Origin of the sequence: Desulfobaculum sp. SPO524, from assembly GCF_044987625.1 — a bacterium.
Lineage (GTDB): Bacteria > Desulfobacterota > Desulfovibrionia > Desulfovibrionales > Desulfovibrionaceae > Desulfobaculum.
Genome location: NZ_JBJDSB010000001.1, coordinates 1,017,054 through 1,041,554 on the forward strand (window position 1 = coordinate 1,017,054; position 24,501 = coordinate 1,041,554).

Annotated in this window: 18 protein-coding genes; 10 read left to right on the forward strand and 8 right to left on the reverse strand. The window is 61.7% G+C overall.

Annotated features, from left to right (window positions below; genetic code table 11):
* The first annotated feature begins 18 nt into the window (after positions 1-18).
* The 6 genes from ACI3L3_RS04300 to ACI3L3_RS04325 all read left to right on the forward strand — a co-directional run bounded on the left by ACI3L3_RS04300 (position 19) and on the right by ACI3L3_RS04325 (position 9,747).
* Positions 19-2,508: a diguanylate cyclase gene (locus tag ACI3L3_RS04300; RefSeq protein ID WP_404843858.1), complete on the forward strand. Its 2,490-nt coding sequence runs from the start codon at positions 19-21 to the stop codon at positions 2,506-2,508.
* Positions 2,509-2,647: 139 nt separating this feature from the next.
* Positions 2,648-5,659, forward strand: a complete 3,012-nt coding sequence (locus ACI3L3_RS04305) for an AIR synthase-related protein (protein ID WP_404843859.1) — start codon at positions 2,648-2,650, stop codon at positions 5,657-5,659.
* Positions 5,660-6,480: 821 nt separating this feature from the next.
* The gene (tyrS, locus tag ACI3L3_RS04310; protein WP_404843860.1) at positions 6,481-7,737 is read left to right on the forward strand and encodes a tyrosine--tRNA ligase; all 1,257 of its coding nucleotides are present in this window, start codon (positions 6,481-6,483) and stop codon (positions 7,735-7,737) included.
* A 149-nt stretch (positions 7,738-7,886) separates the two neighbouring features.
* Positions 7,887-8,735, forward strand: a complete 849-nt coding sequence (locus tag ACI3L3_RS04315) for a 4-hydroxybenzoate octaprenyltransferase (RefSeq protein ID WP_404843861.1) — start codon at positions 7,887-7,889, stop codon at positions 8,733-8,735.
* A 137-nt stretch (positions 8,736-8,872) separates the two neighbouring features.
* Positions 8,873-9,202, forward strand: coding sequence for a DMT family transporter (locus ACI3L3_RS04320; protein ID WP_404843862.1), 330 nt, complete (start codon positions 8,873-8,875; stop codon positions 9,200-9,202).
* A 137-nt stretch (positions 9,203-9,339) separates the two neighbouring features.
* A complete protein-coding gene (locus tag ACI3L3_RS04325) occupies positions 9,340-9,747 on the forward strand; it encodes a rhodanese-like domain-containing protein (protein ID WP_404843863.1) in 408 nt (135 codons plus the stop codon).
* 420 nt (positions 9,748-10,167) lie between these two features.
* Here the strand turns inward: ACI3L3_RS04325 and ACI3L3_RS04330 are convergent, their stop codons facing one another.
* The 6 genes from ACI3L3_RS04330 to ACI3L3_RS04355 all read right to left on the reverse strand — a co-directional run bounded on the left by ACI3L3_RS04330 (position 10,168) and on the right by ACI3L3_RS04355 (position 14,129).
* Positions 10,168-10,413, reverse strand: coding sequence for a hypothetical protein (locus ACI3L3_RS04330; protein ID WP_404843864.1), 246 nt, complete (start codon positions 10,411-10,413; stop codon positions 10,168-10,170).
* Between the two features lie 330 nt (positions 10,414-10,743).
* Positions 10,744-11,037 carry a hypothetical protein gene (locus ACI3L3_RS04335; protein WP_404843865.1) on the reverse strand — a complete coding sequence of 98 codons (294 nt, stop codon included), beginning with the start codon at positions 11,035-11,037 and terminating at the stop codon, positions 10,744-10,746.
* Between the two features lie 65 nt (positions 11,038-11,102).
* Positions 11,103-11,723 (reverse strand): hypothetical protein, encoded by a 621-nt coding sequence (locus ACI3L3_RS04340; RefSeq protein WP_404843866.1) that lies wholly within the window; start codon positions 11,721-11,723, stop codon positions 11,103-11,105.
* Positions 11,720-12,166 carry a universal stress protein gene (locus ACI3L3_RS04345; RefSeq protein ID WP_404843867.1) on the reverse strand — a complete coding sequence of 149 codons (447 nt, stop codon included), beginning with the start codon at positions 12,164-12,166 and terminating at the stop codon, positions 11,720-11,722. Before ACI3L3_RS04345 ends, ACI3L3_RS04340 begins: the two co-directional genes overlap by 4 nt.
* A gap of 142 nt (positions 12,167-12,308) precedes the next feature.
* A complete protein-coding gene (locus ACI3L3_RS04350) occupies positions 12,309-12,479 on the reverse strand; it encodes a hypothetical protein (protein WP_404843868.1) in 171 nt (56 codons plus the stop codon).
* 9 nt (positions 12,480-12,488) lie between these two features.
* Positions 12,489-14,129, reverse strand: coding sequence for a YeiH family protein (locus tag ACI3L3_RS04355; RefSeq protein ID WP_404843869.1), 1,641 nt, complete (start codon positions 14,127-14,129; stop codon positions 12,489-12,491).
* A 242-nt stretch (positions 14,130-14,371) separates the two neighbouring features.
* On the opposite strand from ACI3L3_RS04355, the gene ACI3L3_RS04360 reads away from it, so the two are divergent.
* From ACI3L3_RS04360 to ald, 4 genes are all read left to right on the forward strand, one after another.
* Entirely contained in the window at positions 14,372-16,807 is a 2,436-nt protein-coding gene (locus ACI3L3_RS04360) for a DUF3365 domain-containing protein (protein WP_404843870.1), read from the forward strand.
* Entirely contained in the window at positions 16,791-18,209 is a 1,419-nt protein-coding gene (locus ACI3L3_RS04365) for a sigma-54-dependent transcriptional regulator (protein ID WP_404843871.1), read from the forward strand. Before ACI3L3_RS04360 ends, ACI3L3_RS04365 begins: the two co-directional genes overlap by 17 nt.
* Before the next feature lie 770 nt (positions 18,210-18,979).
* On the forward strand, positions 18,980-19,471 hold the full coding sequence (locus tag ACI3L3_RS04370; RefSeq protein WP_404843872.1) for an Lrp/AsnC family transcriptional regulator: 492 nt from the start codon (positions 18,980-18,982) through the stop codon (positions 19,469-19,471).
* 96 nt (positions 19,472-19,567) lie between these two features.
* Entirely contained in the window at positions 19,568-20,671 is a 1,104-nt protein-coding gene (gene ald / locus ACI3L3_RS04375) for an alanine dehydrogenase (RefSeq protein ID WP_404843873.1), read from the forward strand.
* A 1,960-nt stretch (positions 20,672-22,631) separates the two neighbouring features.
* On the opposite strand, the gene ACI3L3_RS04380 is transcribed toward ald, so the two are convergent.
* Together ACI3L3_RS04380 and atpD are read right to left on the reverse strand one after the other, a co-directional pair.
* Positions 22,632-23,060 (reverse strand): F0F1 ATP synthase subunit epsilon, encoded by a 429-nt coding sequence (locus ACI3L3_RS04380; protein WP_404843874.1) that lies wholly within the window; start codon positions 23,058-23,060, stop codon positions 22,632-22,634.
* Positions 23,061-23,083: 23 nt separating this feature from the next.
* A complete protein-coding gene (gene atpD / locus ACI3L3_RS04385) occupies positions 23,084-24,496 on the reverse strand; it encodes a F0F1 ATP synthase subunit beta (protein WP_404843875.1) in 1,413 nt (470 codons plus the stop codon).
* Positions 24,497-24,501 lie beyond the last annotated feature (5 nt).

Consider the following 24,501-nt stretch of genomic DNA (forward strand, 5'->3'; position numbering starts at 1 on the left):
GAGCACAGGCACCCGACCATGCAGCACGCCTTGAAGACCGTTCTCACCTCCGCCAGACAGAGTCTGGAACAGACCTTCCCGCCCGCAATGTCCAAGCTGCTGCAGGAACTGGTCAAACCCGAGCCGAGCTTCGAAGCCATCGCCCGCATCATCAGCCTTGACCCGGCGATGACTGTGGCCGTGCTGAATCTGGTCAATTCGCCGTTTTATGGCCTGTCACAGGGCGTCACCAATCTGGAACGCGCAGCCGTGGTCCTTGGCACGCGCGAGATTCTCAAGATTGCCCTGTCCGTGTCCTATCTGGAATCGCGCCAGTCCGCCGCTGTGGACACAGACGACGCCTTCTGCAACTGGCGCATGGTGGTCTGGTCCGCCGTGGCCGCCGGGCTGATGGCCGAGCGCGCCGAGCCGGACAAGGCCGACAAGCTCTACCTGTGTACCCTGCTCAAGGATATCTCCCTCATCGCGCTTTCGGGCGACGAAAACGGCTCCCTGCCGCCTCCGCCCAAGGTCCCTCTCACCTGCCTGCGCCCCGGCCAGTTGGAGGCCGAGCGCGAAACATGGTCCGTTGACCACGCCGAACTCTCCGCGCAGCTTCTGCGCCTCTGGGATATCCCGGACATCGGGTGCGACAGCATCCGCTACCACCATGATCTGGACGACATTGAGCGCCATCCCATCCAGACCCGCATCGTCATTCTCGCCACCCGCTGGGCCGAACTCGCCAACGACTGCCACGGCATGAACGCCCCGGAGGAGCTCGTCCATCACGAAGCCTTCATCCGTCAGATTCTCGGCCTCACCCGCGAGGAGATGGAAGAACTGCGCGCCATGTGTCTGACGCGCTTCCGCTCCATGCTCTCCACCATCCATCTTTCCGAAGTGCCCAAAGGCGACAGGCTCTACGAGCACTCCCTGCAGGACATGCAGACCTTCCATCTCCAAGCCATGGAAATCGCCTCCGCCGACGGCGGCACCCACACCGTGGCCCGCACACTGGCCCGCCATCTGCGCTGGAACTTCGCCCTCAGCGACTGGGACTTGTGCCTGAGCGAACCGGGGCAGCACCGCTGGAGCCTCTATCAGTGCCACCCCGAGGACGGCGTCACCGCCTCCGGCGCGGCCGAACACCTTACCGACCTGCCGTGGCGCGAGGCCGCCAGCGACGCCCATCAGCTCATTGCCGTTGGCGACAAATGGGGCGAAATCCGCTTCCCCCACACCGGAGCCTCCGAAGACGTCATGGCCAAGGCGCAGCTGTATCTGCGCTTCGTCAGCCGCTCCCTTGAGCGCTACAACAAGCGCCAAGCTGTGCTGGTCAGCAAGGCGCGCACGCTGGACAATCTGCCCGTGGGCGTTGCCCGCCTCGACGCCCAAAGCCGCGTGTGGGAGATGAATCAAAAGCTCTATGAGCTTCTCGGCTACCCCCAAAATCCCAAGGGCCGCCTCATCATCGATTGCCTGCACGAAATCGGCTCCACCGGCCTTGGGCGCGACTGGACGGACTTTCTCACCACGCCGTCGCGTGAGGCATTCAGCAAGGTCTTTTGCCTGCAGCCCTCCGGGGACACACCGCCACGCTGCGTCTATCTCTCCGCCCACAAGCAGGATAAGCAGGACATTTTATTTATGATTGAGGACGTCACCGAGGTGTCCTCCGTTGAGATGCAGGCCCTGCGACAGGGGGCCTTTCTGGAGCAGGTCATATCGTCCATGCGCGACGTTGTGCTCACCACGGACGCGCGCGGCGTCATCACCTTTGCCTCGCCAGGGCACGAACAGTACCTCGTGGGCAAGAATCTGTTCACCGTGGCCACCCCCGTGGACGAAAACGACGGCGCGTGGGATGCCTCGCGCCTGCACCCCAAGACCACCAGTGTGGAGGTCGCCCTGGACGTTGGGCGCGAAAAGCCCCTGCCCCTCGAGATGGTCATCTCGCTTCTTGTGGGCACCGCTGGCGAGCAGGCAACCTACCTCGTTGTGGGCCGCGACCTCACGGACATCCGGCGGCTGGAGGAAAAACTCCGCAGGCAGGCCGTTCGCGACGGGCTGACGGGCCTGTTCAACCACTATCAGTTCCACACCCTGCTGGAGCGCGAAGCCCAGCGCTTTGGCCGTACAGGCCGTCCTCTGGGGCTGCTCTTTTTCGACCTTGATGGCTTCAAGGCCATCAACGACACCCACGGGCATCAGGCCGGAGACGATGTGCTCAAGGGCGTCGCCCAAATTCTGCGCCACACCATCCGGCGCGGAACGGACTATCCCTGCCGCTACGGCGGGGACGAGTTTGCCGTCATCGTCACGGAAACCAGCGAGGAAGGCATGCGCACGCTGGCCCAACGCATTCACGAGGCCGTCAACACCCGCTTCAAGGGAGCTGTCGGCCTCAGCATGGGCGCGGCGCTCCTCGGCAAGGACGAACGCCCGGCGGACCTGCTGCGGCGTGCGGACCAAGGCACCTATGCCGCCAAGGCCGTCGGCGGCAACCGCATCCACTGGATGGAATGATTTTTCGCGACTTCGACGCCGCCCCGTGCGGGGCGCACTGACAGACCGGGCCACAACCGTGGACCCGGCTTCATCTTTTCAAGGGAACCGTAGGACCGGACAGCCGGTCCGAGCAGCACGCAAACAGGGAGACACGTCAATGCTCAGGCGAGTTGAGTTGGGACTTCAGAAGCATGTCACGGACACTGTGGGCAAAAAGGTTGCCCACGGCATCACCCACGCGCTGGGGCTGCCCGTGACGGATTGCCGTATTATCAAGGTCTTCACCATTCAGGGCGTGGACGATTGCGACGTCCGTTCCATCGTCGATGCCGCCGCCCTGCACGACCCCGTCCTCCACGTCGCCTCCACCACGCCGCTGGCCGATGGGTTCGACTGGATTATCGAAGTCGGCTTCAGGCCCGGCGTCACCGACAACGAAGGCCGCACCGCCCACCAGAGCCTTGCCCTCATTCTGGAACGCACCCCGGAAGAGGCCGAAAACATCGCGGTGTATACCTCCACCCAGTATCTCCTGTCCGGCGACCTGTCCGAGGACGACGTCGCCCGCATCGGCAAGGACTTCCTCGCCAACGAGCTGATCCAGCGCTTTGAGTACAAGTCCGCCGCCGACTGGGCCAAGGCCCCCGGCTTCGAGCCCAAGGCCGCGCAGGTCACCGGCGAAGTGCACGACGACGTGGCCGAGGTTGACCTCCAGGCCATGACCGACGACGAGCTCGTCGCCTTCTCCCGCGAGAACACCCTCGCCCTCTCCCTTGAGGAGATGCAGACCATCCGCGACCACTACACCGACCCGGACGTGGCCGCCGCGCGCAAGGCCGCAGGCCTCAGCGCCCACCCCACGGATGCGGAGCTGGAAGCCCTCGCCCAAACGTGGTCCGAGCACTGCAAGCACAAAATCTTCAGCGCCAAAATCGACTACGAAAACCGCGAAAAGGGCACCCGCACCACCATCGACAGCATTTTCAAGACCTTCATCATGGACTCCACCGCCCGCATCCGCGAGGAGCGCGGCGAGGACGACTTCTGCCTGTCCGTCTTCAAGGACAACGCCGGCGTCATCACCTTTGATGAAGACCACAGCATCTGCATCAAGGTCGAAACGCACAACTCCCCCTCCGCCCTCGACCCCTACGGCGGCGCGCTCACCGGCATTGTCGGCGTCAACCGCGACCCCATGGGTACCGGCATGGGCGCAGACCTCATCTGCAACACCGATGTGTTCTGCTTTGCCTCGCCCTTCTATGACAAGGTTCTGCCTCCCCGTCTGCTGCACCCCCGCCGCGTTCTCGAAGGCGTGCGCGAAGGCGTGGAGCACGGCGGCAACAAGTCCGGCATCCCCACCGTGAACGGTTCCGTGGTCTTCCACGAGCAGTACCTCGGCAAGCCCCTTGTCTTCTGCGGCACCATCGGCCTCTTACCCGCAGAAGTCAGCGGCAAGCCCAGCCACGAAAAAACCGCCATCCCCGGCGACGCCATCGTCATGTGCGGCGGCCGCATCGGCAAAGACGGCATCCACGGCGCCACCTTCTCCTCCGAGGAACTCCACGAAGGCTCCCCCGCCACCGCCGTACAGATTGGCGACCCCATCACCCAGCGCAAGATGTACGACTTCCTCATGCGCGCCCGTGACGCCGGTCTGTACAACGCCATCACCGACAACGGCGCAGGCGGCCTGTCCTCCTCCGTCGGCGAAATGGCCGAGTTCTGCGGTGGCTGCAAAATGGACCTCTCCAAGGCTCCCCTCAAGTACGACGGCCTGCGCCCGTGGGAGATTCTGCTCTCCGAAGCGCAGGAACGCATGACCCTCGCCGTGCCGCAGGACAAGCTGGACGCTTTCCTCACCCTGTCGCGCGAAATGAACGTGGAATCCAGCGTTCTTGGCGAGTTCACGGACTCCGGCTACTTCCACGTCACCTACAAGGACCGCCCCGTCGCCTATCTGCCCATGCAGTTCCTGCACGACGGCGTGCCGCAGATGCAGCTTAAGGCCATCTGGGAACGCCCCGCAGACGAGGATCCGTACATCCCCTTCTTCGTGGCCGATCACGCCGATCTGCTCAAGAAGATGCTCGGCCGCCTCAATATCTGCTCCAAGGAATACATCGTCCGCCAGTACGATCACGAAGTACAGGGCGGCAGCGTGGTCAAGCCCCTTACCGGCGCGCAGAACGACGGCCCCTCCGATGCTGGCGTTATGCGTCCCGTGCTCGGCAGCACCAAGGGCATCGTCGTTTCCCACGGCATCTGCCCCAAGTTCTCCAAGCTGGACACCTACTGGATGATGGCCTCCGCCATTGACGAAGCCATCCGCAACGCCGTCGCCATCGGCGCCAACCCGCGCCACATGGCCGGTACGGACAACTTCTGCTGGTGCGACCCCGTCCAGTCCGAAAAGACCCCCGACGGGCACTACAAACTCGCCCAGCTCGTGCGCGCCAATCAGGCGCTGGCCCACTACTGCCAGTCCTTCAGCGTGCCCTGCATCTCCGGCAAAGACTCCATGAAGAACGACTACACCGGCGGCGGGCAGAAAATCTCCATCCCGCCCACGGTGCTCTTCTCCGTGCTCGGCCTCGTGGACGACGTCAACAAATGCGTCACCTCCGACTTCAAAAAGCCCGGCGACCTCGTCTACATCCTCGGCCTCACGCGCCCCGAGCTCGGCGGCAGCGAGATTTCCGACATGATGAAGGCCCCCTTCACCGAAGTGCCGCAGGTGGACGCCGTCACCGCGCGTGAACGCTACTACGCCCTGCACAGCGCCATCACCGACGGCCTCGTCACCGCCGCACACGACCTCTCCGACGGCGGCCTCGGCGTTGCCGCAGCAGAGATGGCCATCGGCGGACGCATCGGCGCACGCATCAACCTCGACAGCGTGCCCGTCTGCCCAGACAGCATGGAAGCCACCGATATCCTCTACAGCGAAACCAACTCCCGCCTGCTCGTCTCCGTCGCGCCCGAAAACCGCGACGCCTTCGAAGCCGCCTTCGCAGGACAGCACTGCGCCTGCATCGGCGAAGTCACCGGCGGCGAGACCTTCGTCATCGAATCCGGCGGCAAACGCCTCGTCGAAGAACACGTTCAGGCCCTCACCGACGCCTGGCAAAACACCCTCGGTGGTAACGGCAAAGCCAAAGCCAACTAACCACCCCGCGCCGCGCCAAGCGTGACGACATAAATGGCAACGGCCCCGCTTTGCATGCAAAGCGGGGCCGTTTTTTTAAAGAATAAGAGAGCCTCCGGCGGCTCAAGGGTATGATCCCCTTGAGAATCCCCAGGATTTTCGGGGCGGAAGCCGCCCCGAAAATAAGGGTGGATGGGCGGGTTCTTCTGTCTTCTTTTTATGGACACGCCAGACAGGGATTCTCACCGCCCTTCCCACACCGTCAACGCCCCAAAAAAAATTCTCCCCATCCACACGGACGAGAGCCGTCAGGGGTGACGACCGTGCCATACAACGCCGCCCGGCCTGTGCGCACATGGGATTGTTAAGGGCCCGCGGCCCTTAACCCGCCGGAGGCAAAAAAATTTTCGCCCCACCTCCACCGCTCCCCATCTCCTCCCCCACACCGCCACGACACACCACCATTCCCACCCGTGACGCCTCGCGCCTCCCCCGCGCCCAACTCAGGCGCAGGGGGAGGCGCGGGGCGCGCGTTGTGCCCTTGGATTTGACTCTCTTGGCGGCACGGGCTACAACCACAGGCCGTATCTCCGACATTCTGGGAATGTATGATGCAAAATATACATATTTCACGATTCATCTTCCGCACCGCCGTTTTTTTACGGTCCTCCTTTCCTGGGGCAGACGTCATGTATGGCCGTCTGTACACCCAGAGTCTGTATTGCTAGCCCGGCGCACTCACCGGGACCGGCGCCGGGCGTATACAGCGTCCCTAGTCTTTCATTCTTTCACCATATGACTTTTATCGCCCTGATGGGGGCGTTTTTGAAAAGGACAGACCGATGAATATCATCGACGAGCTGAAATGGCGCGGCCTTGTTTTCCAGACCACTGACGAAGCCAATCTGCGCGAGTACTTTGAGACGCCGGGACGCACGCTGTACTGTGGCTTTGACCCCTCGGCCAAGAGCCTGCACGTGGGCAACATGGTGCCGCTTTTGGCGCTGTTGCGCTTCAAGCGCGCGGGGCACAAGCCTATGGCGCTGATGGGCGGCGCAACGGGCCGTATTGGCGACCCCAGCGGCAAGGACCAGGAACGCCAGCTGCTGGACTACAGCATCATTGACGGCAACATCGAAGCCATCCGCAAGCAGGTACACAGGCTGTTTGGCGACGACACCGAGGTGCTGAACAACTACGATTGGATCCGCAAAATGGACCCTATCGAGTTCCTGCGCGACGTGGGCAAGCACTTTACGGTGAACGAGATGATGCGCAAGGAATCTGTCCGCCAGCGCATTGACCGCGACGAAGTCGGCATTTCCTACACCGAATTCAGCTACATGATTTTGCAGTCCTTGGACTACGACCACCTGTACAACACCAAGGATTGCCGCCTGCAGATCGGCGGCTCTGACCAGTGGGGCAACATCACGGCGGGCACGGAACTTATCCGTAAAAAGTCCAGCGGCGAAGCTTTTGCCCTGACCTTCCCCCTGCTGACCACGGCCAGCGGCGCCAAGTTTGGCAAGTCCGAAAAGGGCGCGATTTACCTTGATCCTGAAATGACCTCCCCGTGGGAGTTCTACCAGTTCTGGATCAACGCCGACGACCGCGACGTGGTGAAACTTCTGAAGTTCTTCACGTTTAAGACGCAGGAAGAGATTGAAGAGCTGGCCAAGCGCGTGGAGGAGGCTCCGCACCTGCGCGAGGCGCAGAAGTCTCTGGCCGCGGAGATGACCATCATGATCCACGGCGAGGACGAGCTGAACAAAATCCTCGGCGCGGTAGACGTGCTGTTTGGCGGCGGCGACATCGCCACTGTTGACGTGGCAACCCTGCGCGCGGCCATGCAGTCGGCCCCCAGCGTGCAGTACGCGTCCAACTCCCTGCCGCAGCTGGCGGACATGCTGGTGGACCTTGGCATTGTGAAATCCAAGGGTCAGGCCAAGAAGGACATCTCGGCCGGCGCTGTGCGCGTGAACGGCGAGCAGATTAAGGACATGATGCACAGCCCTGCGGCGGATGACTTCCTGCACGGCGAGGTGCTGCTGCTGAAGAAGGGCAAAAAGCACTACGGACTTGTGACCCTGAACTAATTTCGGCTCCCCACCGCATGGTGGCTGTGGGGAGTCGTCCACGACTATCTCTGACCGAAAGCGGCCCTGTGGCCGCTTTCGGCCATTGTACGGACCACGCGTTGGCGCTACGCGGCATTCTGGCCGAGGCCACGCGCAAGGAGGCACTGATGGAAAAGTTTCTCGCCCTGTGCAGGATGGTAAAGATTGAGCATTCGGTCTTTGCCCTGCCCTTTGCGTATATCGGTATGTTTCTGGCGGCTGACGGCTGGCCGGGGCTGCGGGTCTTTCTCTTTCTCACTCTTGGCATGGTGGCCATCCGCTCCTTTGCCATGGGTTTCAACAGACTTGCGGACCTCAAGATAGACGCCCAGAACCCGCGTACACAGGGCCGCCCCCTTGTCACTGGCGAGATTAGCGTCCGCGAGACCGTCATCTTCCTTATCGCCACCGCCGCCATCTTTGTGGCGGCCTGCGCGGGGCTGAACAGCCTGTGCCTGACCTTGTCGCCCGTGGCGCTCTTTGTGGCGGGTGGCTACAGCTATATGAAACGCTTCTCCATGCTGTGCCACTACTGGCTGGGCAGTGTTCTTGGCCTGTCGCCCCTTGCGGGCTGGCTGGCCTATGACCCCACGTTCACCCTGCCCGCCGTGCTGTTCTTCTTTGGCGTGACCTTCTGGGTGGCCGGATTCGACATCCTCTACTCCTGTCAGGATGTGGAGTTCGACCGCGAACACGGCCTGCACTCCATCCCGGCGCGCCTTGGCATCCCCACGGCGCTCACCCTCAGCTCGTTCAGCCATATCATCACGGCCATTTTCTTCGGCCTTGCTGGCTGGGCGGCGGGCATCGGCGTATGGTACTATCCCGTATGGGCCGCTGTGGCAGGCATTCTCGTCTACGAACACCGTTTAATCTCGCCGGAGGATATGAGCCGTGTGAACATCGCGTTCTTCACGCTCAATGGCGTCATATCCGTTGTGCTGTTCGTCGGCGTTATGCTCGGCATTTTCCTGTAAGCTCTCGCTTACACAATTGTTCCACACAGGCCGCCGAGGGGAACTTCGGCGGCCTTGTTGTCTCCAGACACCTGCCGCACGCAGGCCACGTACTCAACGAAGAACGCGTTCTTCCAGACATTGACGGGAGCATCCCTATGAAATGGGTCTACCTCCTTCTCTCCATCATCTGCGAAGTGCTCGGCACCTCCGCACTCAAGTATGCCTCCATGGGTGGAGCAAAGGCCATGTGGGGCATCATCGCCACCACAGGCTTCTACGTCGCGTGTTTCTGGCTTATGATGCGCGCCATGCGCTACTTTGACCTCGGCATCATGTACTCCACATGGTGCGGGCTGGGCATCGCCCTTGTCGCCGTCATGGGCGTGCTCTTCTTCGGCGACGAACTCACCGCCAAAAAAGTGCTGTTCATGTCCTTCATCGTTGTGGGCATCATCGGCCTGAACCTCAGTGGATCAACGCATTAATCCACACGTTTTCCACAGCGCCATCCGCAGTTTGCGGCGGATGGCGCGCCCTCCCCTTGCACTGCGCGCCCGTTTCCGTCCATAATTCACCATCCCCAGACCGTTCACCCACGCCCGCCACCACACACGGAGGCACCATGAACGTCAAAACCCTCATCATCGCCCTCGTCGTCCTCATCATCGCCTGGGACGGCCTCGTCCTGCTCTTCGGCATCAAACAGACCCCGCCGTGGGCCCTCAAGTCCGCCCTGCGCGGCCCCAATCCGCCCATGCTCATCGACGTCAGGACGCCGCAGGAATTCCGCGCCTTTCACATCCCCGGCGCCATCAACGTCCCCGCACCCGCCCTGCCGCCACAGCCCATCCTCGACCAAATGCGCACACGCCACACCGTCATCATCTGCATGACCGGCCACCGCTCACCCATCATGGCATGGCGGCTGAAACGCCACGGCGCACCCAACGCCTCCAACCTCACATGGGGCATGGCCGGGTGGCTCCTCAGTGGCGGCAAAACTGCCAGCGGCAAAGGGGCGAAGAAATAAAGAGTGCCTCCGGCGGCTCAAGGGTGTGACACCCTTGAGAATCCCCAGGATTTTCGGGGCGGAAGCCGCCCCGAAAATAGGGGTGGGCGGGTTCTTCTGCCTTTTGCCTTTTCTCTTTCACCCCTCCAAACAGGGATTCTCACCGCCCTTCACATGACGCCAACGCCCCCAAAAACCTCTCCCATCTACCCGGACGAGAGCCGTCAGGGGTGACGACCGTGCCATATAAGGCCACCCGGTCTGTGCGCACATGGGATTGTTAAGGGCCCACGGCCCTTAACCCTGCGGAGCAAAACAACCTCCGCAGCGCCTCCCCCCCCATGGCACGCCGTAAAAAAGCCCCGGCGGGTGCCGGGGCTGAGGAGGTGAGTTGGTGCTTATGTCCTGCCGCGCGCATTCTCGCGCGACTGGGTGGTGGTCTTAGAAGTCGTACCAGGGCCATGCTTCTTCGAACTTTCGTTCCTGAAGGGTCATGGCATCCTTTCCGTACTTGCGGCGCTTGGAGGTCTGCACGCGGGTGTTGCCGAACTTGCCTTGCAGGCGGCGGGCTTCTTCGTCTTCGCCGTCGAAGCCGAGACGCTTGATGTGGGGCGCTTCTTCGTAGTGCCACTGAAGCAGTCTCTTGCCGATACGCTGCCTGTTCGCCATTCTTTCTCTATCGATCATGGTTCCTCCCTTACACGTTTCCAGTTGAAACACTTGGAACCTTAGCCGCAGTTCCACGGTAGGGCCGGACGCGTCTGCTGTCTACGGCCGATACCGGCGCTTTTCCGGCGATTTATCGTATGGCGTGCAACGGCGCGGCGCGAATGCGAGAGTTCTCTTCCGCTGTCGATTTTTATGCGAAAAGATGCGCTGTATAGCGGTGGAATATTGGATGTTTCGGCGGTAGCTTAAGGAGTTGTCAGCCTCAACGAGACGCCTCGACATCACACGTGAAACAGCCGGAATCCGCTTGCGGGTCCCGGCTGCTTTCTTGTGGTGTGGTGGGATGGCTTAAAAGCCGCGGGCGCTCTGCACGCGCGACTCGCGGTAGCTGAGATGATCGTTGCGCCGCCACGTGGCGTAGACAGACGCGGTGGCGACATAGAGACCGAGCACAACCGCCAGCCCGGGGTTGCTCCAGAGAATGTCGGCCTGCCATGCTCCAGATGGCAGCACGGCGGTCTGCAGAAAAATCCCCGGCCAGTCCCGTCCTTGGCCCATGAGTTGATAGATGATGACCGGCATGGAGCCAACGTAGCAGATTGCGAAAAACGACCACCAGAAATGCCGCATCCAGTTCCGCATGTTCTTCCTCCCTTGGCCTGACCGCTGCCCTGCTAACGCGGGAACGCACCGCCTGCGCGGCGCGGCTACAGCGTGACGTAGGCCCAATAGCCGACCCCAAGGGCGACGATGAGTACCATCTCCATAAGGGTCAGCTTAATCATAAACAGACTGATGCGCCGCTGTGGCGGGGACATCCTGAGCCAGCACCGGCGCATAAAAAAGCGCCAAAAGATACCCGCTGGTCCCCGCGCGACGCACACGCGCAGATACTCGCGCAGACTGCGCAGCCAGTAGAATGCCCACTCCTCGGCCTGCGAGCCGGACAGCGCGATGTCCGCATCGCCGGTGAAGGCGTAATTGAACAGGGTGTTGCACTCGCCGGATTGCGGGCGGGCCATGATGGCCACGCCAAGCGGCGCGATGTGCGCGGCCCAGCCGGTTTCGTCCACGTGCATGTCGATATCCGCCACGAAGGAGATGTCGAGCAAATGGTCGTAAATGTGCATGGAGCCTTTCTCATCGTAGGACAGCTCCCAGTGCGGGTTAAGGCGCGCCAGCGTGGCGGGCGTCAGGTCCTCCCAAAACGCCCTGTTCCACGGCAGATTCACCTCCGTCCACCCCGCGCGGGGCTGCATAAGCAGGCCCATGAGGTCCTTAAAATGTCGGCCGGACGTCTCTATCATCGTTTCAGAGTACACGCTCATGGAGCCACCAGCAACGGACAGGCAAGCCGAGGGTGCAGCTTTTTGCCCTTGAGGCGTGCCTTGAAGCCGGGCGCTCGGGTCTTCTGCCGCGCGCCAACCACGATAAGGTCGGCCCCGGCTTCGGCGGCGGCGTCCACAAGGGCGTCCTCCAACTCCCCTACCTTGCGCACAAAGTGCGGGGACAGGTCGGGATGCTCTTCCTGAATGCGTTCCCACACGGCGGCGACCTCGCGCTGAATTTCGCCTTCGACGTAGTTGGCAAAATGGTTGCGCGTGGCTGAGGAATTGAGCCAATCGTCCCCTGTCATGACGTTCCAGTCGATGTTGACGATGGAGAGCACGGTCAGCGCCGCACCGCACTCCCGAGCGAGGGACGCGGCCATACTCTCGGCCTGACGCGCGCCGGGCGAGCCGTGGCTGGCCACGAGGATATTCCTGAACATCGTCGTTTCATGCCTCCGGGGTTGGGGTGATTGCCCCCGGCCCGCACGGGCCGTGTGCGGGCCGGGGAGACGGAATGAGGGAGGTGCATCCGGCCCGCCCTATGCAGGCCGAAAGTCTCCGCCAGCCGTCCTCATGGGACAGCTAAGCCATCCATTTGGTAAACAGCAGCACGAAGAAGACGACAACCAGCACAAAGCCAAGGGCCGTGAGGTCCTCGTTACGCTCGGACTCGAACACGGACAGGGCGCGCTCTTCGTTCTGGGACTGATCGTCCTGCTGCACGTCGCAGTTTTCTGTACGAATCTCGCTCATATTTGCCTCCTACTTGAGCACGACTTCCTTCACGAACAGGATGACCACAAGGAAGGACAGCGTGGCCTTGGTCACACCGGAGATAAGCCCGATGGCCAGCGGCCAGCCGCCCGCCTGCGTGATGGCCTTGCGCGTGATTTGCATCCCCAGGCCAATGAGGCCGTAGGCGAAGAACCACATCATGGCGTCGGTCAGGGCCACGATGGTCTTGGACTTCTTGTGCACCTGCTTAACGGCGTGCTTCACGGCCGAGACGAGGGGCGCGGCAATGGTCAACTCGCCGCCCTTCACGCGGGCGATGATGGATTCCAGAGCGGCCATACGCTTGCGGCCGGTGGCGTCGTACACGGCGTGGTTGTCCTTGTCGGCAAAGTCACCGGCAATCTGGCGCTGGTGGGCCAGGTCGGCCAATGCGGCGGCCTCATCCTCGTGCAAACCGGGAATGCCCTGCGCCACAGCGCCCTTGATGACCGTGAGTTCTTCCGGCGTCACCTCGGTGCGCTGGTTGTAGGTGAAGTCGAGATACTTGCCCTTGTAGTGGCTGGGCGGGCTGAACAGGCCGATGGAGGACATGAAGAACAGCAGCAGGAAGCCGATGATGAACAGGGGGAACTTGTCGATGACAACTTCCTTAAAGGTGAGCCGCTGTCCGGACTGACGGCCGTACCAGCCAGCCAACACCAAAACGATGATGGGCAGGAACAGCACGCGGGTGATGTTGAAGATTTCGCCGACCTTGAGGGTCTTGATATCCACGGCGTTGTAGGCAAGGCAGGCCGCCGCAACCTGTGCGGAGTTCAGGATGCCTGTGCCGGCCCATGCGCCGAACTGCGTGGGCGACATGCCCACCAGCTTGCCGATGGTGGGAAAGGCAAACATGCACAGCACGCCAAAGCCAAGGATAGTACCGATGGTGTAAGCCATCTCGGAGCAGCGGGCGCGGACAACGGGGGCGCAGGCGACGGTGGCGGACACGCCGCACACGCCCATACCTGCGGAAAGCACGCCGCTCATGGACTTGGGCTGTCCGAACACGCGGCCCAGCCACAGCACCATAAACACGGTGCCCAAAACGAAGAAGCCGATCATCCAGATGGAGGTCATGCCCAGCTTTGCCAGCTCGGCAAAGGAGTAGCGGGCACCCAGCAGGATGACGCCCATCTTCAGGACGAACCGGGCGGTCTTCACGCCGGACGCCGCAAAATTCGGGATACCCCATGTGTTGGTGATGACGATACCCACAAGGATGCCCAGGACCACGTAGTTGAGGTTGAGCACCTTATGGATTTTGAAGCCCAACACGGGCACAAGGTTGGTGGACATGATGGTGATGAGCGGCTCCGCAAACCAGCGGATGCCCATGGCCAGCAGCATGATGAACAGGATGCCGGGGATGGTGTTCACGACAAAGATGTCGAAGTTGCCGACAGGTTTGTCCTTTCGCATGTTCAGGATCAGTCCTGTGACCACGCCGAGAAAACCGCCAATGTACCCAAGGTAGATCATGGTATCCATGGCCTTGTGCACATGCAGCGCCTTCAGCGTGTCCGTAATGGCCCCGGTCTGCACCAGAGCCGCGTAGGCCAAGAGAATCACGCTGATGGCCCATACCGGTCCACTACCGGGACGCGCCAGTTCGCCATTTGCCATAGCTAACCTCCCGTATGGTTTGTGAAACCTCCTCTCTTCGTCTGCACGTTTACAGCAATATATGTTCCAATATTCACAATCCGTATAATTGCTTTCGCAGTCGTCGCTTTCGCGAATCATTTGCCTTTTATTCTGCAAACATGAGGCAACATGTGTTGCCACAAGAACGCACCCACCCCTTGCGTCAGCCGCAAAGGCCGTCTACTGTGCGCGTGAACCATACACCCAAACACAACGCACCCATGAAAGTCACCCGTCCAAAGAAGCTCCAGACAAAGTTCCTGCTCGGCCTCGCGGGCATCGCCCTTGGCGGTGGCCTGCTCTTTGCGTGTGGGCTGTACTTCCACCTGCGCACGCTTCTGGAGACGGAAGTCGCCAGCAAGGCGGACATGATGCTCAATCAGGTGGAGGCGGTGCGCACCTACGTCCGAAACACCCTGCGCCCCGCCATGTACCGCGCCCTGCCCGAGGACCAGTTCATCATTGAGGCCATGAGCACGTCGTACATCTCGCGCAAGGTCATGGACGGCATGGCCACCACGGGCGCGCTGAGTCCACACTACCGCCGCGTTGCCATCGGCGCGCGCAATCCCAACTACGAAGCCACCCCACGCGAGCGCCAGCTCGTTAAGTACTTTCAGGACCACCCGGGCAAGCGCACCTTCTCCGGGTTCGATACCATCGACGGCCAGCAGTTCTATATTACGGCCCGCCCGGTGAAATTCGTCTCCTCCTGCATGAACTGCCACGGCGAGCCGGGCCGCGCGCCCAAGGAGCTTATCCAGCGCTACGGCAACACGCGCGGCTTTGGGCACAGTGTAGACACCATCGGCGGCGTCACCGCCGTCACCCTGCCCGTGGGCAGCGCGCTGTCGCGCATCCGCGGGGCCACGCTGGGCTATATCTCCCTTGCCATCGCTGGGGCGCTGTTGTCCTTTGGCATCGTGAACATTTTGTTCAACCGCGTCGTGGTGCATAACCTGCGGCGGCTGACGGACGTCCTGACGGACCACTTCACCGAGCAGGCGGATACCTCCGTCCTCACCCAGCTCGGCGACGGCGACGAGATTGAAGACGTACTCCACGGCGTGGAGGAACTGGCCTCGCACCTGTCACAGGCGCGGCGCGAACTGGAACACTACGCCGTAAACCTGCGCCAAATGGTGGACGACCGCACCGCCGACCTCTCGCGCGAGGCCATGGAACGCCGCACGGACGTGACGCTGTTCGTGAATATCCTAAATACCCTCAACGTCAGCCACACCCGCCGCGAACTGCTGGAAGCCGCCCTGCCGCGCATTGGCAAACGCTTTAACGCGCGCAAGGCCGCCTTTGTCTGTACGCTGGCCTCGCAAAACTACTACTCGTGGCCCAAGCCCGGCGTGCAGCCGCAAAAGCCGGACAACTGGAGCGAAGTGGTCGCCAGCGGTGAACCGCTGCTCACCTACGACAGCGCCTTTATCCCGGTGCGCTCCTCGGAGCACACCGTGGAGGGCTACCTGTGCCTGTACTTTGACGACACCGCGGACACCGAGCCAGGACAAGTGCGCGACATCCTTGTGGCGCTGGGGCAGCAACTGGGCATTGCCATGGAAAACCTCAGCGCGCTGGACACCCTGCTCACGCAGAATGACCTGCTCGGCTCCATCTTCGAAGGCATCGCGGACCCGCTGCTGCTTATGGATGGCGCCTGCAACGTCATTATCGCCAACGAAGCCGCGCGCGCCCTTGGCGAATCCGCCATCAGCCCGCAGGCCTATGTTGACGCCGTGCCGCCGCTGTTCGGCCTATCGCGGGGCGAAGGGGACACCTGCCCGCTGCGCAGCGTTATCGCAGGCGGCCAGCCGCTCTCATTTGAACGCGAACTGCCGGGCGGGCGCTCCTTCCAGATTTCCATCTATCCCGTGCGCGGCGCGGAGGCGAGCGACAGCCGCGCCGTTGTCTACGCCCGTGAGAACACGGCGGAAAAGCAGATGCTGGCCCAGATGCAGCAGAGCGAAAAGCTCGTCACCGTAGGCAAGCTGGCCGCCGGACTGGCGCATGAAATCAACAATCCCCTCGGCGTCATCGCCTGCTACGCGGAGCTTCTGCGCTCCGGCGCGGAAAACGACGGCGACCGCGCGGACGTAGACGTCATTCTGCGCCACACCAAGCAGGCCCAGCACGTGCTTCAGGACCTGCTGAACTTTGCCCGCCCCCGCTCGGCTGGCAAAGGCCCCAGCGACCCCGGCGAGGTGCTGCGCATGCTCGGCGACGTCTTCACCGTTCAGGCCGAAGCGCGCCACGCCCGGCTGGTGATGGACGTTCCAGACGCCCTGCCCCCCGTGACCACGGACCCCATCTCGCTGGAGCAGGTGCTGTCCAACCTGCTCATCAACGCGCTGGACGTGGTCCCGCGCGACACGGGCGAAGTGCGCGTGCACGCCGAAGCCACGCCAGACGCCGTGCGCATTGTGGTGGCCGACAACGGCCCCGGCATCCCCAAGGACATGCAGAGCCAGATTTTCGATCCGTTCTTCACCACCAAGGATGTGGGCAAGGGCACGGGGCTTGGCCTCGCCGTGGTGTTCGGCCTGATGCGCGACATCGGCGGCACCATTACCGTCCACAGCGACGGCGGCGCCCGGTTCACCCTCACCTTCCCCATCGCGGAGACAGCCGATGACATTACCGCATAATCAGGACGCCACGTCCGACGCCATACTCATCGTTGATGACCAGCACGACTTTGCGCGCGGGCTTTCGCGCCTGCTGACGCGCGAATTTCCCAAAACGCCGTGCTTCACCGCCACCAGCGGCGAGGAGGCCCTGTCCATCCTCGCCACCCAGCGCATCGCCCTCATGTTCACGGACCTGCGCATGCCCGGCCTGTCCGGGCTGGACCTGCTTCAGCAGGCCCTCACCGCCGACCCGAACCTGACGGTGGTCATGCTCACGGGCTACGGATCCATTGAATCCGCCGTGGAAGCGCTGAAAGCCGGGGCGTATGACTTTCTCACCAAGCCTGTGGAGCCGGACGACCTGTTCCGCGCCACGGCCAAGGGCCTTGAGCGCGCCCGTCTGCTGGGCGAAAATTCCCGCCTGCGCAGCCTCATGGCCCAAAGCGAACTCAGCGCCAGCCTCATCGGCGAATCCGCCACCATGAAGCGCCTCAAGGATTCCATCGCCGCCGTGGCCGTCAGCGACTACACCGTGCTCATCACTGGCGAGTCCGGCACCGGCAAGGAAATGGTCGCCCGCGCCATCCGTTCCATGTCCTCGCGCTCTGCCGGGCCGTTTTTGCAGGTGAACTGTCCCGCCATTCCGGACCAGCTCCTGGAAAGCGAACTCTTCGGCCACGTCAAGGGCGCGTTCACCGGCGCGGACCGCTCCCACAAGGGCCTGTTCGTCTCCGCCAACGGCGGCACGCTCCTGCTGGACGAAATTGGCGACATTCCCATGAATATTCAAACAAAGCTCCTGCGCGTGTTGCAGGAGCAGGAAGTCCGCCCCGTCGGGTCCAGCCAATCCGTGCGCGTGGACGTACGCATTCTGGCCTCCACCAACAAAGACCTTGAGCAGAAGATGAAGGACGGCCTCTTTCGCGAGGACCTGTTCTACCGTCTGAACGTCCTTAGCGTGTATGTGCCGCCGCTGGACAAGCGCACCGAGGACATCCCGCTTTTGGCGCACCATTTCCTGACGCAGGCCTGCCGCGAGCTGCGCCTGATGCCCAAGGAAATCGCCCCCGAAGTTTTGGCCTACCTCGCCAGCCGTCCGTGGCCGGGCAACGTGCGCGAGCTGCAAAACTTCATGCGCCGTCTTGCCGTGTTCTCGCAAGGGGATGTCATTGACCTGCCGCTGGTGCGCCTGTCCGAATCGCGCCCCGCCGAGGAAGAACAGTCCGCCGGACTGCCGCCCTATAAGGACGCCAAGGCCCGCGTGATGGACGAATTCACCCGCAACTACGTCACCGAACTGCTCAAGAAAACCAGCGGCAACATCTCCGAAGCCGCGCGGCTGTCCGGTCTGGAGCGCGTCTCCCTCCAAAAAATTCTCAAACGCCTCGACATCCACGCGGCGTCGTTTCGCAGCAGTTAGGCGGACGCGAGTTTTCCACAGCCTCTCCAACCCAATTTGCCCTGTGGCTCTGCCATTTCGTGCCACAGGGCCACGGCGGGCAGGCGACGCGCGAAGTTTTTCACGGCGATTTGGCGAACCAATATCTCTGGCACAAACGGAATTTCATCCTCTTTGGGCCTTTTAAAGAGAGCGACACGGCCGAGGTGGCCGAAAGCGAGGGAACGGGGGTTTTCCACAGCCACAACCGCGCCCCATTGCGCCGCAGCGTGCTTTTCGGCTCCTTACCCGCCATCACGCGTCAGCACGCGACGATTCTCAACAGCATCACCCCGCCCCCATCGGCCCCGTCCAGCAATCCCGCCACCCCACAGTGCAATGCGCCCCAAAGCGCCACGCGCTTCTTGTGGAGAACATCCCTGACCACCCTCTTGTCTCATCTACAGGTTCCATCATCCTCAACAGCACACGCATCACCACCAACACTCTGTATTGCAGAAGCATCCTGTGCAGGACTGCAACGCAGTACCGCACAGCACCCTATGCCCACCACAGCGGTTAGAGAACAACCAAACACCGCATCCCGCCTTTTTCCCCGCCCCGCAGGCGCCAGCAGCAGCGCCTTCATTGTTCACTTCATAAAACGCTACAATCAAAACGATTGCGCAAGAAAAAATATTGACAGACAATTTGCCCATTAGATATTTACTGCCGTACAAATTGACGCTTACGAAAAATCCTGCTGTTTGGATTTTTTTCCGTGACACCTCGCCTAGCCCAGGATGGACGCCGTGGACCAGCAACGAAAACTCGACTCAACCGACGCCAAGCTCGTCGCCGCCCTCACAGAAGATGGCCAGCAGTCCACAGGGAAGCTCGCCGAGCGCCTCGGCGTTACCGGCCCCACCATCCGCTCCCGCCTTAAGAATCTCATTTCCTCCGGCGTGGCACGCGTTGCCGCACTGGTCGACCCATTCCGCGTAAAAGGGCTGACTGTGGCCCTCGTCGGCCTCACCGTCGAAAGCCACAACACCCTTGACCAAAAAATGGAGCAGATTTCCAAGCTCGATAACGTCAACTGGGTCGCCGTCGTCACCGGACGATACGACCTGCTGGTGGAAATCGTCCTGACGGAAGGCATCGACGACCTCTACCGCTTCATCAACGAGGAGCTCTCGCAGATTGGCGCCGTTACTGGCACCGAGTCCTTCGTGGTCATGCAGGCACGGCGCAAATGGGTGCTGCTGCCAAAAGGCGCACGAGACCTGCGACAGCTGCCCTAAGGCATTCCGGCGGCGTCGCGTATTGCGGAGCCGCCACCGACCTGTGGCTCCGCCCTTTCGGCGGTATCACCAACGCCAAACAGCAAGGAAGGCCCAATGATTATCGGTGTGCCCAAAGAGATTAAAACGCTGGAAAACCGCGTCGCCCTCACCCCCGGTGGCGCCCAGACCCTCATCAAACGCGGGCATGAAGTGCTCGTCGAGCGCGGAGCCGGCCTAGGAAGCGGAATTACCGACGACGAATACACCGCCAAAGGCGCACGCATCGTCTCCCGAGACGAAGCGTGGCACACCGACATCGTCGTCAAAGTCAAAGAACCCATCGAAGAGGAATATCACCTCCTGCGTGACGACCTCATTCTGTTTACCTATCTCCACCTCGCCGCCGACCGCCCCCTGACCTCCGCCCTCATGGAGTCCGGCTGTACCTCCATCGCCTACGAGACTGTCCAGCTCCCCGACCGCTCCCTGCCCCTGCTCATGCCCATGAGTGAGGTCGCAGGACGTATGGCCACGCAGGTCGGCGTCCACTATCTCGAAAAGACCCACGGCGGACGCGGCATTCTCATCGGCGGCGTGCCCGGCGTGACACCCGGCGCAGTCGTTATCCTCGGTGCAGGCATCGTTGGGACCAACGCCGCCAAAATGGCCCTCGGCCTCGGCGCGCAGGTCACCATCATCGACATCAACCACCATCGCCTCACCTACATGGACGACGTATTCGGTGGCCGACTCATCACCACCACCTCCACCGAACACAACATCCGCCGCGCCGTCCGCTACGCGGACCTGCTTATCGGCGCCGTGCTCATCCCCGGCGCAAAAGCACCCAACCTCGTCACCGCCAACATGATCAAAACCATGAAGCCCGGTGCCGTCGTCGTCGACGTCGCCATCGACCAGGGCGGCTGTATCGAGACCATCAAGCCCACAACGCACGCCGACCCCATCTATGAAGTCGATGGCGTCGTGCACTACGGCGTGACCAATATGCCCGGCGCCGTCCCAAGGACGTCCACCTTCGCCCTCACCAACCAGACCATCCACTATCTGCTCAAACTCGCAGACAACGGCCTGGACGCCCTGCGCGACGACCCGGCACTCATGAAAGGACTCAACACATTCCAGGGCGCCCTCACCTGCCCTGCGGTCGGCGAAGCATTCAACCTGCCGACCAAGACCCCAGAGGAACTCCTCTAACCACTCTCTCATTCACCCCCGGTGCGGGCCGACCAACCCGCACCCCAAGCCCCCGACCCCCCTTAAAGTCGGGGGCTTTTTTTTGGGAAAAAGGCAGTCGGTGGCGCGGAGCGAGGCGGAGAAGTGATGTGCTGTGGCGGACGGTGGGGTGACGCGAAGCGAGATGTGCTCCGCAGGCTTAAGGGCGTCGCCCTTAAGAATCCCACGTGCGGTCACGACGGGGGCCATGCAAATAGGCGCGGCGGCACCCCTGACGGCTTTCGGGGGATGGGATGGAGCGTGGGGTGGGTATGCGGGGCCGAGGCGCTGTGGCGGGCGGTGGGGTGGCGCGAAGCGAGATGTGCTCCGCAGGCTTAAGGGCGTCGCCCTTAAGAATCCCACGTGCGGTCACGACGGGGACCATGCGAATTGGCGCGGCGGCACCCCTGACGGCTTTCGGGGTATGGGGTGGAGCGTGGGGTGGGTAAGCGTGGCCGAGGCGCTGTGGCAGGCGGTGGGGTGGCGCGGAGCGAGATATGCTCCGCAGGCTTAAGGGCGTTGCCCTTAAGAATCCCACGTGCGGTCACGACGGGGACCATACGAATTGGCGCGGCGGCACCCCTGACGGCTTTCGGGGGATGGGATGGAGCGTGGGGTGGGTATGCGGGGCCGAGGCGCTGTGGCGGGCGGTGGGGTGGCGCGAAGCGAGATGTGCTCCGCAGGCTTAAGGGCGTTGCCCTTAAGAATCCCACGTGCGGTCACGACGGGGACCATGCAAAGAGGCGCGGCGGCACCCCTGACGGCTTTCGGGGTATGGGATGGAGCATGGGGTGGGCATGCGGGGCCGAGGCGCTGTGGCGGGCGGTGGGGTGGCGCGAAGCGAAATGTGCTCCGCAGGCTTAAGGGCGTTGCCCTTAAAAATCCCACGTGCGGTCACGACGGGTGCCATGCAAATAGGCGCGGCGGCACCCCTGACGGCTTTCGGGGTATGGGATGGAGCGTGGTGGGCGGTTATGTAAGACATACCTTTTTTTGGGGGGGGGTGGGCTTGGTGGTATGGTTAAGCGGTGAGAAGCCCTGTCACTGGAAGAACAGAGGGCGAAGGGGCATGGAGTACGGATTTGAGAGCGGAAATCCTGCGGTGCAAAGACGAAGTCTGAGGAATCCGATGGCACGTGGAGAGGATGGTCGCTACAGAACGCGTTCACGTTCAAAACGAGGGGAACGCGAGGCTGTCCACGATGCCTCTACCTGCACCGACAACACCTGTCCCCCCTCTTACGACAACACCGACGCAATCGTACCTTTCCAGAACGCAACTCTGTAGCAGGATCACAGAAACCACATACCCCCCCTCAACCTTCTTTGGGGAGCGTGCCCCGCGTCAAAAACACTGTGGATGGTTCAGAAAATCATTCCGTAAACCCGCTCTGTTCTTTGTCTCTTTACAGCCTTTTCAGGTCGAACAACCTCAGAGCAAAAGCCACCTCAGCCCGACGATCAAGCCTCATAAAAATGACAGGACCACCGCCCGAGTCGCCAACACATGGAAGAAACGTTTTTTCCCTTCTCCCCCTGAACACGCTGCTTCACGACACACAAGCCCCCGTACGCACACAGGCCCACACTCCCACCTCCGCCCACGTTCACCTGTACACCCCGGAACATGGGGAACACTTCTGTCCGGGAACAGAGGGAACAGGTTCTGGCGGCACAGGTTACCCCCACCCCACCCCCCTATTTTGGGAGCGGCTTTCGCTCAAAAATCCTAAAGATCGTAAAGGACAGTATTTCCCTAACAGCTCTGCTAGCTTGGATCTCTAAGGCCCTTCGTCCCTTCAGGCCGCACGACCTAAGAGCTTGAGTCGCTGGAGGTACAATTCTTTCGCCGTCATAACTGGTGAGGCAAAACGAAAGGCGGACCACCTTTTGGGGTGGTCCGCCTTTGTTTCGGGGCAGTACAGCGATGGGTTACGATCGCTTAGGACGCTTTAGTTCCGGCGCTGGAAGCATGTTCCTGGCAATTGAGTCGCGCGAGGGCGCGAGCCAGGGCAGCCTGAACCCGAGCGTTGTCGATTTTTTCCTGCTGCTGTGCGAGGCGCTGTTCGGCACGTTCACGTGCCTTGCGGGCGCGTTCGATGTCGATTTCAGCGGCTTTTTCGGCCACTTCAGCGAGGATGGTGACTTTATTAGCGGAGACTTCTGCGAAGCCTCCAGCGACGAAGACGTAGTACGTCTTGCCGTTTTCCTTATAGTACAGATTGCCAATCTTCAGTGCGGACAGGAACGGCACGTGGTTCGGCATGATGCCGAATTCGCCCTCGTAACCGGGGGCTCCCACGTACTCCACGTCCTGGCTGAGGACGAGTCTGTCCGGGGTGACAATCTCAAGATGCAGCGACTTGGCCATAGCTTCCTCCTGTTAACCAGGACTTAGCCCTGGGCCTGACGGGCCTTAGCCTTCTCCAGAGCCATTTCAATGCCACCGACCATGTAGAAGTCGTTTTCATTCATGTCGTCGTGCTTGCCCTCGAGAATCTCGCGGAAGCCACGGATGGTGTCCTCGAGCTTAACGTATTCGCCGGGGGTGCCGGTGAACACCTCAGCCACATGGAAAGGCTGAGAGAGGAAGCGCTGGATTTTACGAGCGCGTGCGACGGTGAGCTTGTCTTCGTCGGAGAGCTCATCCATACCAAGGATGGCGATGATGTCGCCGAGGTCCTTGTACTTCTGCAGGATCTCCTGCACCTCACGAGCGGTCTGATAGTGCTCGGCACCCAGGACGTTGGGGTCCAGGATACGGGAGGTGGAGTCAAGCGGGTCCACCGCGGGGTAGATGCCCAGCTCGGCGATCTGACGGGACAGAACGAGGGTACCGTCAAGGTGCGAGAAGGTCGTTGCCGGCGCGGGGTCAGTCAAGTCGTCAGCGGGGACGTAAACGGCCTGGACGGAGGTAATGGAACCCTTAACCGTCGAGGTAATACGTTCCTGCAGGCCACCGAGGTCAGTACCGAGCGTGGGCTGGTAACCAACAGCGGAAGGCATGCGGCCGAGAAGTGCGGACACCTCGGAACCGGCCTGGGTGAAGCGGAAGATGTTGTCGATGAAGAGGAGCACGTCCTGGCCTTCTTCATCACGGAAGTATTCCGCACAGGTCAGCGCGGTGAGCGCGACACGGGCACGGGCTCCCGGAGGTTCGTTCATCTGACCGTAGATGAGCGCGGCTTTCTCCAGAACGCCGGCGTCCTTCATTTCGTGGTAGAGGTCGTTACCTTCACGGGTACGTTCACCAACACCGGCGAACACGGAGATACCACCGTGCTGCTTGGCGATGTTGTTAATCATCTCCATGAGGATAACGGTCTTGCCAACACCGGCGCCGCCGAAGAGGCCCATCTTACCACCCTTGGGGAAGGGGATAAGCAGGTCAACGACCTTGATGCCGGTTTCGAGCACTTCGATGTCGGTGCTCTGCTCGGTGAAAGTCGGAGCGGCGCGGTGAATGGGGAGCTTCTTGTCAGCTTTGACGTCACCCATTTCGTCCACGGGGCGGCCCACGACGTTCATGATACGGCCGAGGGAGCCGGCACCGACAGGCACCTGGATAGGTGCGCCGGTGTTCACGACTGCCATGCCACGCTGGAGGCCTTCGGTGGCGTCCATGGCGATGCAGCGGCAGACGTTGTCGCCGAGGTGCTGGGCAACCTCGACCACGAGGTCGGGCGCATCGACGTTATTCGGATTTGAGATTTCAAGCGCGGTCAGAATATTCGGCAACTGACCCGCGGGGAATTCGACGTCAACAACGGCGCCGATTACCTGAACGATTTTTCCGTTAGCACTCATAGCAA

Bases quoted from the DNA above. Each gene is read 5' to 3' on its own strand.
- ACI3L3_RS04340 (WP_404843866.1), bottom strand. From the start codon at position 11,723: ATGAGCGTGTACTCTGAAACGATGATAGAGACGTCCGGCCGACATTTT.
- tyrS (WP_404843860.1), top strand. From the start codon at position 6,481: ATGAATATCATCGACGAGCTGAAATGGCGCGGCCTTGTTTTCCAGACC.
- ald (WP_404843873.1), top strand. From the start codon at position 19,568: ATGATTATCGGTGTGCCCAAAGAGATTAAAACGCTGGAAAACCGCGTC.
- ACI3L3_RS04300 (WP_404843858.1), top strand. From the start codon at position 19: ATGCAGCACGCCTTGAAGACCGTTCTCACCTCCGCCAGACAGAGTCTG.
- ACI3L3_RS04360 (WP_404843870.1), top strand. From the start codon at position 14,372: ATGAAAGTCACCCGTCCAAAGAAGCTCCAGACAAAGTTCCTGCTCGGC.
- ACI3L3_RS04350 (WP_404843868.1), bottom strand. From the start codon at position 12,479: ATGAGCGAGATTCGTACAGAAAACTGCGACGTGCAGCAGGACGATCAG.
- ACI3L3_RS04325 (WP_404843863.1), top strand. From the start codon at position 9,340: ATGAACGTCAAAACCCTCATCATCGCCCTCGTCGTCCTCATCATCGCC.
- ACI3L3_RS04320 (WP_404843862.1), top strand. From the start codon at position 8,873: ATGAAATGGGTCTACCTCCTTCTCTCCATCATCTGCGAAGTGCTCGGC.
- ACI3L3_RS04365 (WP_404843871.1), top strand. From the start codon at position 16,791: ATGACATTACCGCATAATCAGGACGCCACGTCCGACGCCATACTCATC.
- ACI3L3_RS04380 (WP_404843874.1), bottom strand. From the start codon at position 23,060: ATGGCCAAGTCGCTGCATCTTGAGATTGTCACCCCGGACAGACTCGTC.
- ACI3L3_RS04330 (WP_404843864.1), bottom strand. From the start codon at position 10,413: ATGATCGATAGAGAAAGAATGGCGAACAGGCAGCGTATCGGCAAGAGA.
- ACI3L3_RS04305 (WP_404843859.1), top strand. From the start codon at position 2,648: ATGCTCAGGCGAGTTGAGTTGGGACTTCAGAAGCATGTCACGGACACT.
- ACI3L3_RS04345 (WP_404843867.1), bottom strand. From the start codon at position 12,166: ATGTTCAGGAATATCCTCGTGGCCAGCCACGGCTCGCCCGGCGCGCGT.
- atpD (WP_404843875.1), bottom strand. From the start codon at position 24,496: ATGAGTGCTAACGGAAAAATCGTTCAGGTAATCGGCGCCGTTGTTGAC.
- ACI3L3_RS04315 (WP_404843861.1), top strand. From the start codon at position 7,887: ATGGAAAAGTTTCTCGCCCTGTGCAGGATGGTAAAGATTGAGCATTCG.
- ACI3L3_RS04335 (WP_404843865.1), bottom strand. From the start codon at position 11,037: ATGCGGAACTGGATGCGGCATTTCTGGTGGTCGTTTTTCGCAATCTGC.
- ACI3L3_RS04355 (WP_404843869.1), bottom strand. From the start codon at position 14,129: ATGGCAAATGGCGAACTGGCGCGTCCCGGTAGTGGACCGGTATGGGCC.